Here is a 15,638-nt window from a genome sequence, read left to right on the forward strand (position 1 = left end):
GTTAATGCCATTCCCCTTGGGACTTATCAATTCGGAATCGCTGTGCGCAGTGATAATCCCCTAGTGACTAAAGAAGAACTTTCCATTGATGATTTAGAAGATCAAACTTTGCTGATGGTGCCACCCGGCATAAGCGAAAAAAACGACCAGTTGCGACAAGAGATACTGGAGCGTCATCCAGATATCTCAATTAAGTACACAAATGGTCGTTATGATATTAATGTATTTAACCAAGCGGTTGATGATAATGTGGCGCTGGTTAATTTAACGCCATGGAAAAATATTCACCCAAACCTTGTTACTGTTCCGCTTAAGACCGATATTGAAGTTGAATATGGGATTTTGGCTGCTAAGCATGCTGACGGGAAGGTACAGAATTTCACGAAACAAATCCGACGATTATTATCTTAGTAAAGGCTGTATTTCTCACACACCAAAATTCTCAAAATATTGATAATATTTTTAAGTCTTCTTCGGAAAAAGTCTTGCTTGATCAGTGAGACTGGTTCTTTATCAAAAACTATAGATCCCAACTAATTCTCTAAATTTATATCATAAATATTTACAAATGCAGCATCAAGGTATCGTAACAAGTGTTGAACCAACCGTTTTACAGTTATTGATTCATTCTTGTTCAAAATATCTTGTTCCCACTTTGGAACATTATTACTCATTTTCTCTCCAAATTATTGTTTACATTTTGCCAAATCAGAGTTTGACACGATTTATTACATAATCCCCAGTTATCATTTAAAGACCTGTGGCAACGCTCTACATCTGACTAAAACCAACCTTAAGACTCTTTACAACAATAAGAGTGCGTTTAATAATATAATCTCTATCCATAAGCTTTGGTCATGACAAACAATTATCTACTTATTTGTTACACCTTTTTTGTCAATAAAACCATATCTTTCAGTACAACACCATTAGAAATAATTTGTTCCTTATATTCATCAAAAAAATCTTTTTTAATTCCAGAAAATCTAAATCCATTTTTTAAATAAAATAAGATATTCTGAACATCAGCATCGCCAGTACCCACTAAAATCGTATTATATCGATCTCTGGCCTGTTCAAATACATAAGCTATCATTTTTGATCCAATTCCTTGACCTTGGGCCTTGGCATCAACGGCAATATTTTTGAGTTCACCAACGTTACCATCACTTGTTGGAACAACTATCGCTACAGCAACAGCCGTATTACTCTGTTCAGCTAAAAACAAACAACCTTGATTGATATACTCACGAACTTTACTTTCATCCTCATCGCCGATTAAAAACAGCCTCATATATTGATCACGTTTATTTCCCGTGTATTTCGAATACTTAATCATACAACACCCCTCTTATTTTTGAAGGCAATCACCGATACTGAAGCAAGTATTAACAGTATCAAATTGAACGAAATTAATTTCACGTAAATATTGCTGCCCAGGCAAAGGCCCATGTAAATCAACGAAGAAATTGGTTCTAGAGTTTTAGAAACGGAACCAATAACCGTAAAAGTTGAAGTTAAACTTTCTCTTGGCAAATTAGTTTGCATATAAACAACTGTCGCTACATCAAGCCAAGATGCTAAGCCGCCAATACTAAAAATTAAAAAGAATTTCAATATGTTAGGTGATAAAAATAAACCAATTACCAATAAAGAGACAACACCAGGTATTGCAATAAGCTTGGTATTTAACTCCGATTTAGAAAAGATTTTTAAGAAAATCAAATTACTTACAAGCATTCCAATATCAAAACTAGAATTTAAGATGGAAAACCATTGTTTGTAGTTGGTTGGATTATTTTTTATAAGTATAGTTGGTAATGCATTTTCCATTAGTCCACCAATGCTGAGGTTTAAGATAACAAATGATGCTAAAATCATTTTTAGATCCTGACGTAAAAATATCTTAAAGATTTTATTCTTCGATTTAATAACTGTATTATTTTTTGAAATAATAACTTTTTTAACATACATTTTGTAAAAAAAGTAATTACAAAATCCAGAAACTAAAAATGTAAAGCTATCAATTAAGACTAATAGTCCATATGAGACAGATATTCCTAATAGAAAACCACAAAACAGCTTCCCAACAACCAGAAACAGAAAATCTGAAACATTAAAAATAGCTTCAGTTTTTTGAACTACTTCTTTTTTAAAAAAATTAGGCACTGCTGCTGTTCTACTCGGAATATAAAAAACCGAAAATGTGAAGTGAACCCTTAAACTTGGACAACTTTATTAAGCTGCTTTCTGGGCGGTAAGTTCCCGGTATTTTACCGAGGACTTACCGTCCAGTTTTGTTTTGATGCGACGGTGATTATAGAAATCTATCCATTCGGTCATAGCTTTGATAAGTGCTGCTTTGGTCTCAAACTGTTCATCCATAACTTCGACTTTCATGATGTGAAAGAACGATTCCATGGCGGCGTTGTCGAGACAAGTCGCTTTACGAGACATACTTTGAAATGCATGGTGGTCTTTAAGCACGTTTTGCCAGTGACGATGCTGGTATTGAAATCCTTGGTCAGTATGGACGGTGGTGCGATAATCTAACACCGGTATCTGATTTAAGGCTTCTTTCAAAGGCTTTACGGTGAATTCAACGGTGGGGTGATCACTAATATTGAAGGCTAAAACTTCGCCGTTAAAGAGATCTAAAATTGGTTCTAAATAGACCCGCTCGTCTTGACGATTGTTTCCGTATCGAAATTCACTAACATCGGCGACCAACTTCTGGTAAGGTCGATCTATTTTGAAGCGTCGTTTAAGCCGATTAGGCGCGATTATCCCAATGGTTCCTTTGTATGAATTATATTTTCGCTTCTGACGATTAAAAGCTCGACATAACCAGTCTTGCTCCCGCATGATACGTAAGACCCGCTTGTGATTGATTTTAAAGCCGTAATCATGTAAAACATCAGTTATTCGTCGGTAGCCATATTTACGGGTGTACTTCGGATCTTGTTGACGAATCTCGTCAATGGCTTGAATAATTTGTGAATCATCTAAATCGCGACCACGATGTTCCTTAGCGTAATAGTACGTACTACGAGGAATATGAACTGCTTTAAGAACTAGTTTGATGGAAACTTGAAACGCCTGCCCTAACTCGTCTACTAGTTCGATGAGTTCGTGTGTTTTGACTTCTTCCGTGCTAAGGCATCGAGTTTTTTTAAGAATTCATTTTCAATTTTTAACATTTGATTCTCTTGTTTCAACTGTTTCAACTCTGCGGCTGGGGTCGGTGTTGTCGTGGTTTGGGGCTTGTCCTGGTTATGTTTAGCCATGTGCTTAGGATTCCCTCGTTTTCGCTCAAGTCCCACAATTCCAGATTCCTTGAATCGTCTTTCCCATTGCCAAATCGTACTTGGCGATGATAGGTCAAAGTGTAATGCTGTCACTGGAAGCGAAGCTTGATGTTGTTTCTTCCAGTTTAATACATCGACTTTAAACTGACTAGAATATTCTTGAGACATTGACCGATTTTTCAGACCTTCAATGCCTCGCCGCTCAAACCGGTGAACCCAATCTAGAACGATTGAATGCGTGCTGACGCCATACGCTCTGGCTAAAGATGTTGAACCTTTACCAGATAAATATTCAGTAACAACCTTTATACGAAAATCTAAATTAAATTTAGTCATAGTAAAACCCCTAAGATTGGATTTAGTGTCCAACCTTAGGGGTTCACTTTATTTATAGGATTTCGTTGCATATGGTTTTAACTCAATGCTTCTAATTTTGTGGGAGCCTATTCCCACTCAATTGTCGAAGGCGGCTTACTCGTGACATCATACAGGATGCGGTTCACGTGCTGCACTTCATTAACAATGCGCACGGAGATCTCCTGTAAAATGTCCCACGGAATGTGAGCAAAGTCGGCCGTCATCCCATCAATGGACGTCACGGCCCGAATCCCTACGGCATAATCGTAGGTCCGGCCATCACCCATGACCCCAACGGATTTAATGTTAGGGAGCACGGTGAAGTACTGCCAAATGTCGCGGTCTAAGCCCGCTTTTTTGATTTCTTCCCGTAAGATTAAATCACTGTCCCGGACGATTTGGAGTTTTTCGGGGGTGATTTCACCTAAGACCCGAATCCCTAAACCGGGACCAGGGAACGGTTGACGCCAAACCAGGTCGCTAGGCATCCCCAGCTTTTCACCTAATTCACGCGCTTCATCTTTGAACAGGGAACGTAGTGGTTCAATCAACTCAAAGTGCATGTCTTCGGGCAGTCCCCCCACGTTATGGTGAGATTTAATGGTTTGCGCCGTATCGGTCCCACTTTCGATGACGTCGGTGTAGAGCGTCCCTTGGGCCAAGAAGTCGATACCGTCCAGCTTTTGGGCTTCGTCGTTAAAGACTTGAATGAACTCGTTACCGATGATCTTCCGTTTCTTTTCGGGTTCCGTCACCCCGGCCAACTTCTTCAAGAAGCGGTCTTGCGCGTCAACCTTGACGATGTTTAACCCAAACTTACCTTCCAGGCTATCCATGACTTGCTTAGCTTCGCCCTTGCGTAACAGGCCGTGATCCACGAAGATACTGGTCAATTGATTGCCGATAGCCTTGTGTAACAAGACCCCGACCACGGAGGAATCGACCCCACCGGAAAGGCCCAGTAAGACCTTCTTGTCGCCAACCGTGCGCCGAATCTGGTCAATTTGTAAGTCGATGAAATCATCCATCGACCAGTTGGCCTTGGCGCCACAGATGTCGAACGTAAAGTGCTTCAGAATCTGGTTCCCATATTCGGTATTGCGTACCTCAGTATGGAATTGAATCCCATAGAAGTTACGGTCCACGTCTTGAATAGCCGTAATCGGACAGTTCTCACTGGTTGCGACCACATCAAAGCTGTCCGGTTCCTTGGTCACCAAGTCCCCGTGACTCATCCAAACGGTCTGTGTCTCGGGTGTATCTTTGAATAACCGCGCATCGTCAGACGTGATTTGAATCTCTGCGCGACCATACTCCCGGTTAGCAGCCGCTTCGACCTTCCCACCTGGTAAGTAGTAAGCCATCAGCTGCATCCCGTAACAGATACCCAAGATTGGAATTCCGAGGTTAAAGATCTCTGGATCGACCTTTAAGGCATCCTGATCGTAGACACTGTTCGGTCCCCCAGAAAAGATAATTCCTTTCGGGCCCCAAGCCTTAATCTCAGCAGCACTCATCGTGTGCGCCTTGAGCTCGGAGTAAACGCCCAAGTCCCGGATTCGGCGGGTAATCAATTGATTATATTGACTCCCGAAGTCTAAGACGATGACTTTATCGAACTTAGACAGATCAACGTTTGCCAAGCCATTCACCCTTTCTTTCTGTCTGCTAAAAAAACACTGTCCTTATCATACCGGCTTTTGAAACGAGGGTCAACATAATTCAGTTATTCACGCAACCGGTAACGTAAGTGGTAATAGGGTTGCCGGTCTAAGAGCCGGCGCTGGGTCCCCACGAAGCCAAACTGGGCGGCCATCTGAGCCAAGCGACTTCCCGGCCGGACGTCTAGTCCCACCACCGGTTGACCACTAGCCGTGGCGCGCACCAAAACATCGCCCATCAACCATTCGTCAAACCACCGCTGCAGATACGTTTTGCGAGCGTAACGCGGGTTCACGGTCAGCAGGTCCAAGTACCATTCATCGGCTAGTGCGCGGGGCGTTATGACCGGCACTTGTGGCGGGCTCACCTGCAAGCGTTCAAACAGCGCCGTCCACTGGTTATCCAGCTGCACCTCCACGGATGCGGGGTAGCCAAAGGCCGCCCCCACGGCGACTCCTTGATTCTCGTAGACTCGCGCGTGCGGGTAGCCGTAGCGAAACTTAGGCTGATGATAACCGACGAATAACAGCTGCGAGAGTTGTTCCTTGGTGACCCGACGCAATTGCCGTAATTGCCGCCGTTCCAACTCATGTAAAACCAGGATTGACACCGTGTCGGCGTCAACCACCGTTGCATCACGTAGCATATGACTCCCCCCTCATTGCCCTTTTAAGTGTCTTTCCCCAGAGACGCTGGGCCCGCTAATACTTACGTAACAATAAGCGGTCGACCCGATGATGAAAGGTCTTATGAATGATCATGTCCGCCCGATTCCGAGTAGGCAAAATGTACTCCTCAAGGTTCTTCAAATCAATGTCGTGCCAAACCTGCCGCCCCTTAGCCATTGCCCGGTCATGGTCGCCGATAGCATACGGGTAATAGTAATTGACCGGGTCCTGAAAGGCCGTTTCCAATAGCAATTCGAACCGTTCTAGAAACCAGCTCTCAATCAGCGTTGGGTCGGCATCCACGTAAATCGAAAAGTCCGTAAAATCGCTGACGTAAATCTGTTCATTAGTTGGCAATTGTAAGGTATTGATGCCCTCCACGATTAGGATATCCGGGTGCACGATGTAGTCAAACTGGTCGGGCACGATGTCGTAAACCTTATGCGAATAAACTGGCGCTTTAATGAGTGGTTCACCACCCTTGACCGCATTTAAAAACCGAATCAACGCCGACATGTCGTAACTTTCCGGAAAACCCTTGCGCGCCATCAGGTTACGTTGTTTGAGTTCTTGGTTACTATAAAGAAAACCGTCGGTCGTAATCAATTGGATGCGTTGGTTGGGAAGGTAGTGGTTCAGCAGGACTTCCAGCAACCGGGCGGCGGTACTCTTACCGACCGCTACACTGCCGGCGATACCGATGATAAAGGGTACCCGGCGCGGCTTTTGGTGTAAAAACGACGCCTTGTCGCGCTGAAGAAGTTGGTAGTGCTTGACCTGTAGCCGCAACAGATGAATCAAAGGAATGTAGATATCCTGCACATCTTGAAGGGATATCCGGTCGTTGAACGCCTTAATTTGCCGCAGACTTTCCTGGGTCAGCGGTAACGTGGCGGCGTTAGCGAATGCCTTCCATTGGTCACGGGTAAACGCATTGTAATTGATGGGATCGCTCATGAAGACACCTCGAAAAAATTAGTTTCAGATTTTATCCTCCCATTATAACGCATTGTGTCGCGAAAAAAGAGCGCAGATTCTTGGATACGCCATGAAACAGTCAAGCTACACGAAACCGTTACCAAGACTTAAACAAAAAGATGCTAGTATCCCGTAAACTTCCAGTATAATAAAAGATGATTCACTCAGTAATCGGAAAGGAAGCGGCACCATGGCGAACCGGCCCCGCAAGCAATTCTTTATTTTGGTTGGTCTCATTATTTTAGTCTTTTTAGGGGGGACCGGCATCTGGTTTTGGATCCACCCCGCGACTCACTCAGTGACCCGTCAAACGGCCGTACGGACCTGGCACGGGATTGCTCATGACGCCCATGTCAGTGCTCAGCAACGCCATAGCACCAAAACGCAGTTCGACCGCGAAACAACCAGTCAAACGGCGCCCAAGCTCGCCACTAAAGTCACCCAGCAACTAAAAGCCAAACATTTCGTAGGGACTGCATTGGTGGTCAAAAATAACCGCGTGGTCTACCAACGCGCGTTCGGTTGGGCCAACCGGGAACAACATCGCAAGAACACGACCACGACCCCCTACCTCATCAACTCCACGCAAAAGGCTTTGACTGGCCAACTCATCATGCGTGCTGTCCAGGACGATCAACTGAGTCTTAATGACCATCTCAGTCAATACTACCCTAAAATCAAGCATAGCCGGACGATCACCATTCGGCAGATGCTCAACATGACTGCTGGCATCTACGGTACCGTGCCCCAAAGTCGCTACCTTAGCGAACGAGCCGTCTATCATCAGGCCGCCACCCACGCCAAGATTGACACCACCAAGATTGGTCAATTCGATTACCAGCCCATCGACTACACGCTATTGGCAGGCATTTTACATCAAGTCACCCACCAATCCTACTATCAACGGTTCTACCAACAAATCGTGACCCCGTTGAATCTGAACCACACAAAATTTGCGGAAGTCTTCCGTCACTCACGGACCATGACCGTTAGTTACACTGGCAGTCGTCCGGGACTTTACCAAACGCCCCACATTCCCGCCGCAGCCCCATTGGCCACGCGGGTCGGGACTGGGAACGTCATGATGAGCGCCGGCGACCTGTTTCGCGCCGAACGAGCCGTCATCCAGGGGAAGCTCCTACTAAACTCAAGTGGGGCCCAAACACTCCATCAGGCTAAATCGACCACGGCACACTACACCGGTGGACTCTATCACCTGGGCCAAAGTGGTTACTATGGTCACGGTCTCCGGGACAACTACGAAGCGACCTTCGTGTTGAGTCGCAACGGCAAGACCGGCGTCGTCTTCTTATCCAATAGTTTCACCAAGGCGACCATGTGGCCGACCTGGTCCACCGAAAAGACCGCTATCAGTCTTTTCAAGCAGGTCGACCAAGCCCAACACCTTAATTAACCAAAAACGGCCGTGTCCTTGATCAAGGACACGGCCGTTTCAATTCACACTGATTTAATCCACGGGAACCGCGGGCACGACGGTAAATTCATCCGCCGGCACGTCATCGAGTAACGGTGATAAGGTCCCCGCGGCGACTAAGCTCAAGCGGTGCATTGCTCGGGAGCAAATCGTGTAGAGCAACTGGCGTTCATCATCGTCTTGGTAGCGACTAGCAGACGCTTCCCAGACGATGACGGCATCGAATTCCAACCCCTTGGCCAGAAATGACGGTACCACGATAACGCCGGGCGCCAGCCGTTGGTTTTCGGACTGAATCAGCGTCGCCTTGACGCCGACCGCCCGTAATCGTGTCGTCAAATCTTGACAATCTGCCAGGTCCTTTCCAATGATGGCAGTGGTCTCATGGTCCGCATCGTTACGGGCCAATTCAGCTTTGACTCGCGCAATCGCCGCGGTTTCATCACTCGCCACGGTCACCGTCGGCAATTCGCCTTCGCGGGCAAAGGACGTCACGGCTTCCCCATTCTTCAAGATATGCTTGGTGAAGTCCGTGACCTGTTGTGTCGAACGGTACGAACGGGTCAGTTGGACCACCCGCGTTTTATCCGGATCGAACATGGTACTGAGTTCGTGCAACAAGGTGTGACTGTTTTCCTTAGTAAAGATGGCTTGGTTCAAGTCTCCAAGCATGGTAAAGCGGGCTCGCGGGAAGGTCGACTTCAGAAAGGCTAGCTGAAAGGCGTTGTAGTCCTGCACCTCATCCAAGAAGACGTAGCGCATGTCCCGGTCGCCGGACTTACCCGCCATTTTATCGTACAGGTACAAATATGGTGTGGTATCCAACAGTTGCATCTGATGATCGCGCAACGCAGCTACGGTCGCATCCACGCCGGCTTGCCACTCGGCAGTCGTCAAGTGGTACTGGGCCAGGTCGATTCGTTCCGGCATCTGCCGTAACATATGGACATACTGATTATTGATGGTCAAGAACCGGGCCCGGACAATCGCCTTACGGACGGGTTCCAGAGAAGTCATGACGACTCGCCGTGCTAAGAACTGGTATTCCTTATCGGCCGACTCGAATTCCCGCGGGTGATCACCGTATAACGAATCTAACTGTTCCTTACTTAGGTCCTGGATGGTATCTTCGACCCACTTACTCTTCATTTCACTGGAGATTCGCCGGTTAAGGATGCGGACCAAGGCTTCCTTAGTGGCCTGGAGCCGGTTGCCTAGATGGTAGTTCCGGTTGAAGCTGTAGTAAATATCTTGGATTTTTTCTTTCGGAATAAAGACCTTCCCCTGAAAGACGATGTTGCGGAACAACATGTCGCGTTGTTCCAAGTGGTCCGCATAGCCCGTCACCGCGTTAAAGAACGCCAGGCTCCCCTTGAGAGCGTTTAGTCGTTTTTGGACCGGTGAATTAGTTTCCGCAAACCGTTGCGCCAAGGTTTCAATGTCAATCTTTGGCAACCGGCGACCAGCATATTGGTAATAAGTCATCTGAACCATGTTGTGTTCCCCGAGTTCTGGCAACACTTGGTCGATATAATCGTTAAAGAGTTGGTTGGGCGAGAACAGAATGACCTGGCCCGCGTTCAACTTGCCTCGGTACCGATACAACAAATATGCTACTCGTTGAAGAATCGCCGCCGTCTTCCCGGAACCCGCGGCCCCCTGGACGAACAGCAAGTCCGAATGGGTGTCCCGAATAATCTGGTTTTGTTCCTTTTGAATGGTCGTGACGATACTCTTCATGTGGGTATCGGAATGTTCACTCAACGCCGACAGTAACATCTGGTCGGTTACCGTTTGGTCAGTATCGTACAACGTCACGATTTGCCCGTCTTCGATTTGGAACTGCCGCTTGAGTTGCACGTCGACAGTCTGTTCCCCGTCTGGCGTCTGGTAGCTAACCGCACCGAGTTCCCCATCATAATAGATACTAGAAATGGGCGCCCGCCAATCGTAAATCAAGAAGTGGTCAGGGGTATCCGAGAAAGACCCTAACCCAATGTAGATGGTCTCAGGCTTAGACGTGGGCGTTTCTTGAAAATCGATTCGCGCAAAGTAAGCCCGCTTTTCGAGTCGTTTCAGGGTACTCAGTTCAGTAGTCGCGTGTTGCCAGCTATTCTGCCGTTCGGCTAACATCTGTTGCTGTTGTCGCACGGACAGGGCTGTTTCCATAATGCCTTCATAACTGTCCGTTTTAAGTCGCAGGTCGTTGACGAAATTCTTCCGAATCCCCGCTTCGTCACTTTCGGCCACGCCAATACGTTTCTTCGCTGCCGTTTGGGCCTGTTTAATCTTAGCAACGACCATATCCAAATGTTGTTGCTCTTGGGCTTTAATTGAGTCTGCCAATGCAATTCCTCCTTGCTAAGACTGGACATCCTAACCGTCAAATTTGTCATAATTCGCTTAACCATACTACACTTATTTCCCCGACAAATAAAGGATTCTGTCCGCAAGCGTCAACGATAAGGTTGACGCTGTTTTTTGCTATAATGGACCTAACTTTTGAGGGGTGGTAACTTATGGATCAAATCTCATTACTCATCATTTTAACGGCTGCGCTGATAACCCCGTTAATCATGGCTCGGTTACGGTTAAGCATCTTACCAACTGCCGTCGTGGAAATTTTAGTCGGTATCCTACTGGGACCCAGCTTGTTTAACGTGGTTCACAGTAGCAATGACACGTTGACCTTATTGTCCAACACTGGGGTCATCTTCTTGATGTTCCTGAGTGGGATGGAAATCGACTTCAGCCTCTTCAGTCGTCGCCGGGTCCCGGAGACCCCCCTGGCGGCCAAAGCGGCCCAACAAGCACCCAAGTATTCACCCGTTTTTCTAGCGGTCACTAGTTACGTCAGTGTCGTGGTCGTTTCCTTGGCTTTAGGCTGGATTTGCAAACTAACCGGGCTATTCAAGGATCCTTGGCTTGCGACCATCATCTTCATGACGATTTCTTTAGGGGTCGTGATTGCCACTTTAAAGGAAAAAGAGCTCCTGAGTAAGCCCTTTGGCCAAACAACGCTATTGATTGCCGCTTTAGGAGAAATCGTGCCCTTATTTGCGTTGACCATTTACGCCTCGATTTTTGGTAATAATAGTCGGTCTCTGTGGCTTCTTTTGCTGGTCTTCTTAGCGGCCGGCGTTTTATTCATACGTTTCAAACCCTTCTTCAATTTTTTCGAACGTATCAACAAATCCACGACTCAACTGGATATTCGGTTGGCGTTCTTCCTAATTTTTAGCCTGGTGGTCATCGCTGACGCTGTGGGTGCCGAAAATATTCTGGGGGCCTTCGTCGCCGGAATCGTCATGAAGCTCTTACAACCCCATGAAGAAACTCGGGTCCGGCTCGATGGGATTGGCTACGGCTTCTTCATCCCTATCTTCTTCATGTTAAGTGGGGTCGACATCAACCTTCGGACCTTGCTATCCGATTCCGCCACACTTCTCCTCATTCCAGCGTTCTTTGTCGCTTACGTGCTTTCTAAAGTGGCCATTTACTGGATTTTACGGCTCCGGTTCCACCGGCGCAATGCCTTAGCGGGGGCCACGATTTCCGGGGCCACCGTCACCATGGTCTTGGCCGTGCTCCAAGTCGCAAAATCCATGAAAGTCGTGACGACTCAACAATCTGGCGCCTTCCTGTTAGCTGCAATTTTGACTTGTATCCTGGGGCCACTGGCTTTCAACGTCTTCTACAATCCCCAAGCCGAAAAGACCAAGAAAGCCAAGGTCCACTTCATTGGCGCCAACCTGTGGACGGTACCTGTCGCCCAACAATTAGCTAAGAACTGGTACGACATCACCATGTACACCGACAAAGCCGCCAACTACCGTACCTACAACTCCGAAATCAAAACTGAATTACTAGATAACCTCAACCCCGAAGACGTTACCGCTCAACAAGCCTTCGATGCGGATATCGTCGTCTTAGGCCACTTCAACGCGACTAAGAATTACGAACTGGCTAAGGCCGCCAAGACTTATGGGGTTAAGCGAGTCATTGCTCGCTTCGAGGACCGTAACGTTCTGGACGCCCAGGAAACCGAACTGACCCAGATGGGCATCGAAGTCTTCAACACACCAGCCGTGACCATCGCCATGCTGCGCAGCCTGATTGAAGCGCCAACGACCCTGGAACTGTTGACCTCGTCGGAAACCACCGTTTACGAAGTGACATTGCGCAACCGGCGTTACACCGAACAGGCCATTCGCCAAATGCCGTTCGTGGATCAAATCACCATCAGCCAAATTTTCCGCGACCGTCACTTCATCCGACCGACCGGCTCGACTACACTGAAACTCAACGACCGGCTGATTTTTACCAGTACCCCCGAAACGGCGCAACAAATCCGCCAGGAACTCGGGATTCTCAACTAAGTCTATGTTAGAATGGGACGTATTGCTTTGAGAGAAAGAGAGGTACGCGTACATGGCGACAGTTGAACTTTATTTGGTCCGTCACGGCCAAACCTATTTGAATAAATACCACCGTATTCAGGGGTGGTCCGATTCCCCCTTAACCGCGAAGGGAATTGCCGACGCTAAGAATGCTGGCGAGCGGTTAGCCAAGTTACCCCTAGCCGCTGCTTACGCCAGCGACACCAACCGGGCGCAGACCACGGCCCAACACATCTTGACGGCTAACCAGGCTTTGGCCGTCGGTGACTTACAAACGGAACCGGCCTTTCGCGAAGAGAACTTTGGCTACTTCGAAGGCCTCGATACTGGTTTCGTCTGGCATGCCATTGGCAGTCCTGTAGGTTTAGACTCCTTCAACGCGATGATTCGGCATTTGACCATCGAAAAGACCAAGGACATGTTCAAGGCCCAAGATCCTTACGGTGATGCCGAAGATAACGCCGAGTTCTGGGAGCGAGTCCAACCCGCCTTAGACCGTGTGGTCGCCCAAGCCAGCGACGGCGATAAAATCGTCATCGCCACTCACAGTACGACTATTCGCAGTATCGTGTCCAAGTTTGGTCCGGACATCGATATTTCGGTCCCGGTCGATAACGGCAGTATTACCAAACTGACCGTTAAAAACGGCCACTACCGCGTCGACGATTACAATAATACGACCGGTAAAATCAACTAACGCTGTAATCAAAATGGGTTCTGAAGACCACTAACGTGGTCTTCAGAACCCATTTTATGGTTAGGTTTAATTCTCTTTATCGCATAACGCTTTAAAAGTCGCTTGATCCGCCGCATCAGCCCGGTAAAAGACTGGGGGCTGACCCAAGGGCGCTACGACCGAGACTGTTTGTCCCCCGGTCAGTTGCCGCCCGCTCCACAGGTGAACCCAGTCACCAGCAGGCAAGGTCACGGTCCGTTGGGTCGTGTGCGGATGCAAGATTGGGGCTACGAGCAAATCATTCCCCAACAGGAAACTACTGTGTTCATGCCACAAGGCTTGATTGGCCTCATCCGCTAGCATCAACGGTCGCATCACGGGTAACCCCGTCGCCGTATTTTCTGCCATCACCCGCCGGAAATACGGTAAGAGATGGCGGTGAATCGTGGTCAGGCGCGCCAATTGGCGTAAGGCGGCTTGATCTTGGTTCGGTTGGAAGTTTTCCGCTGGCCGGTTGCCTTCGTGGGTCCGCATTACTGGCGTGAACGCCGCCAGTTCCGCCCACCGAAGCCATAATTCCTTACTGCGTTTAACGCCGTACAGACTCGTGTACCCCCCAATGTCACTATGGGTGAGACCATTACCGGTGAGGCCCGTCGTTAGCATTCCCGTCACCGCGGAAGGAATCCCATCATCCGGGGTCCAATCGCTACTCTGATCACCAGCCCACAGAAGTGGTGCGTACTTTTGCGTGCCTACGCCGCCAGAACGAAAGAACGGAACCACGTCACCGGTCGTTCCCGTTGCGTCTAAGGCCGCGCGGTTCAATTTGGCCCACAGGACCGGCCACCGGTTATGTGCCGTTTCTGCATCCACGTTGCCGTAGAGTCGTGCATCGGTCGGTAAATACTCGCCGAAATCAGCCATCCAGCCACTCATGCCACCGCCGATCAATCGGGTCTCAATCAACGTCTGGAACCAGTGAAAAGCTGCCGGATTCAACAGATCGACCGTACCACACTCAAATTCACCAAAATCAATCAGGTACGGTTCCCCCGCCTGAGTCTGGACCAAATATTGGTTATCGGCAGCCGTCTTAAACAGTGGGCCATCCGTCACTAAATAAGGGTTGATGTACCCCAGGTAACGAATGCCTTGTTGCCGCCAACGCCGGACCTGTTGTGGCCACTGCGGATAGGTCTTTTCGTCTAAGTGCCAATCCCAGTGCAGACGTTTACCAAAACTGGTGGTCAGCGGGCCGACCCAGTCTTGTGTCCATACCCCAGCAATATTGACTCCTGCCTGTTGGTGGGCCTGAGTCACCGCCGTTTTAACTGCAGTGGTGCCTCCCTGGAGCCCTAGCACGACACCGCTAAGTAACCAATCGGGTAGTGGTGGTTGGGTACCAAACCAATCCTTATTCAAGGCCACAGTAGCGGCTAAAGTTTCCGCGTGCCCCAAATAAAGTGCCGTAGGAATCTCCCAGGCTGAAAGCTCCGTGAAGCGTTGGTCTTGAAAGTCTAAGACGGCATAGGCGCTGGTCGCCAAGTGGACCAATTGGTGTCGACTGGTCAAATAAGTGGCCTGTGGATAATTAGTGGTGTAGTAATCACCACCGCCCCCGTTAGCTCGGTCAGCGGCCTGGGTCACTGCCGTTTGCTTATTCCGGCCGATTCCCGGTTCTGAAGTCCAAATGGGGAACCGTCGGCCAGACAATTCGAAGGCACTAAACTGCTCGCCAGCCCCGTAGAAACGGTCACTAGGTTGGGCCAAGAGCCGCAACCAAAAGCGATTCAACTGTCCCGCTAGCGGCCGAAAATCCAAGTGCCATCCAGCCGTCCGGTAATGGAGCGTCAGCTGTAAGTAGCTGGGACTCGTCGGGGTCGGTGCCAAATCAAATTGAACCGTGTTCCCCGCCTGCTCGAGGTTGCGGACCCAGGGCAACCCAATCTGCGAATGCCGTTGTTCCGTGATACGAAAGTTACCATTCGTCATTTTGAAGTCTCCGTGACCTTCCCCCACCAAAATGGCGGGTTGGGCCGCAGTACTGTGAAGAATCGTTTCGGCGGGTTGAGCCCACTGGAGCTGCCAGTCGTCCACGACCGTAGGATCCATAACACTCAATTTTCCTGCCGCCAGGACAATTTTCATGGG

13 protein-coding genes are annotated in these 15,638 nt (G+C 48.3%); 4 read left to right on the forward strand and 9 right to left on the reverse strand.

Going from position 1 to position 15,638, the window contains the following annotated elements; all coding sequences use genetic code 11:
* The first annotated feature begins 63 nt into the window (after positions 1 to 63).
* A complete protein-coding gene (locus H3M12_RS11760; RefSeq protein ID WP_225423587.1) occupies positions 64 to 411 on the forward strand; it encodes a hypothetical protein in 348 nt (115 codons plus the stop codon).
* Between the two features lie 472 nt (positions 412 to 883).
* Here the strand turns inward: H3M12_RS11760 and H3M12_RS11765 are convergent, their stop codons facing one another.
* The 7 genes from H3M12_RS11765 to coaA all read right to left on the reverse strand — a co-directional run bounded on the left by H3M12_RS11765 (position 884) and on the right by coaA (position 6,952).
* Positions 884 to 1,339 (reverse strand): GNAT family N-acetyltransferase, encoded by a 456-nt coding sequence (locus H3M12_RS11765; protein ID WP_053266957.1) that lies wholly within the window; start codon positions 1,337 to 1,339, stop codon positions 884 to 886.
* A complete protein-coding gene (locus H3M12_RS11770) occupies positions 1,336 to 2,169 on the reverse strand; it encodes an MFS transporter (protein ID WP_129032974.1) in 834 nt (277 codons plus the stop codon). The genes H3M12_RS11765 and H3M12_RS11770 overlap by 4 nt, the downstream gene beginning before the upstream one ends.
* 69 nt (positions 2,170 to 2,238) lie before the next feature.
* Entirely contained in the window at positions 2,239 to 3,180 is a 942-nt protein-coding gene (locus H3M12_RS12945; RefSeq protein WP_225423549.1) for an IS3 family transposase, read from the reverse strand.
* Complete coding sequence (locus tag H3M12_RS12950; protein WP_225423548.1) at positions 3,117 to 3,644, reverse strand: helix-turn-helix domain-containing protein; 528 nt, start codon at positions 3,642 to 3,644, stop codon at positions 3,117 to 3,119. The genes H3M12_RS12945 and H3M12_RS12950 overlap by 64 nt, the downstream gene beginning before the upstream one ends.
* Positions 3,645 to 3,751: 107 nt before the next feature.
* Positions 3,752 to 5,308, reverse strand: coding sequence for a glutamine-hydrolyzing GMP synthase (guaA, locus tag H3M12_RS11780; RefSeq protein WP_129032973.1), 1,557 nt, complete (start codon positions 5,306 to 5,308; stop codon positions 3,752 to 3,754).
* 83 nt (positions 5,309 to 5,391) lie between these two features.
* The gene (locus H3M12_RS11785) at positions 5,392 to 5,973 is read right to left on the reverse strand and encodes a hypothetical protein (protein WP_182150737.1); all 582 of its coding nucleotides are present in this window, start codon (positions 5,971 to 5,973) and stop codon (positions 5,392 to 5,394) included.
* Positions 5,974 to 6,028: 55 nt separating this feature from the next.
* Positions 6,029 to 6,952, reverse strand: coding sequence for a type I pantothenate kinase (coaA, locus tag H3M12_RS11790; protein WP_129032971.1), 924 nt, complete (start codon positions 6,950 to 6,952; stop codon positions 6,029 to 6,031).
* 211 nt (positions 6,953 to 7,163) lie between these two features.
* On the opposite strand from coaA, the gene H3M12_RS11795 reads away from it, so the two are divergent.
* Complete coding sequence (locus H3M12_RS11795) at positions 7,164 to 8,387, forward strand: serine hydrolase domain-containing protein (RefSeq protein ID WP_129032970.1); 1,224 nt, start codon at positions 7,164 to 7,166, stop codon at positions 8,385 to 8,387.
* Positions 8,388 to 8,441: 54 nt separating this feature from the next.
* Here the strand turns inward: H3M12_RS11795 and helD are convergent, their stop codons facing one another.
* Entirely contained in the window at positions 8,442 to 10,754 is a 2,313-nt protein-coding gene (gene helD, locus H3M12_RS11800) for an RNA polymerase recycling motor HelD (protein WP_182150738.1), read from the reverse strand.
* Between the two features lie 173 nt (positions 10,755 to 10,927).
* On the opposite strand from helD, the gene H3M12_RS11805 reads away from it, so the two are divergent.
* Both H3M12_RS11805 and H3M12_RS11810 read left to right on the forward strand, forming a co-directional pair.
* Entirely contained in the window at positions 10,928 to 12,787 is a 1,860-nt protein-coding gene (locus H3M12_RS11805; protein WP_182150739.1) for a cation:proton antiporter domain-containing protein, read from the forward strand.
* 52 nt (positions 12,788 to 12,839) lie between these two features.
* Positions 12,840 to 13,505 carry a histidine phosphatase family protein gene (locus tag H3M12_RS11810; RefSeq protein ID WP_129032967.1) on the forward strand — a complete coding sequence of 222 codons (666 nt, stop codon included), beginning with the start codon at positions 12,840 to 12,842 and terminating at the stop codon, positions 13,503 to 13,505.
* Between the two features lie 66 nt (positions 13,506 to 13,571).
* Here the strand turns inward: H3M12_RS11810 and H3M12_RS11815 are convergent, their stop codons facing one another.
* Positions 13,572 to 15,635, reverse strand: a complete 2,064-nt coding sequence (locus H3M12_RS11815) for an alpha-glucosidase (protein WP_182150740.1) — start codon at positions 15,633 to 15,635, stop codon at positions 13,572 to 13,574.
* Positions 15,636 to 15,638 lie beyond the last annotated feature (3 nt).

The sequence above is a fragment of the Levilactobacillus suantsaii genome, assembly GCF_014069315.1.
Taxonomy (GTDB): Bacteria; Bacillota; Bacilli; order Lactobacillales; family Lactobacillaceae; genus Levilactobacillus; species Levilactobacillus suantsaii.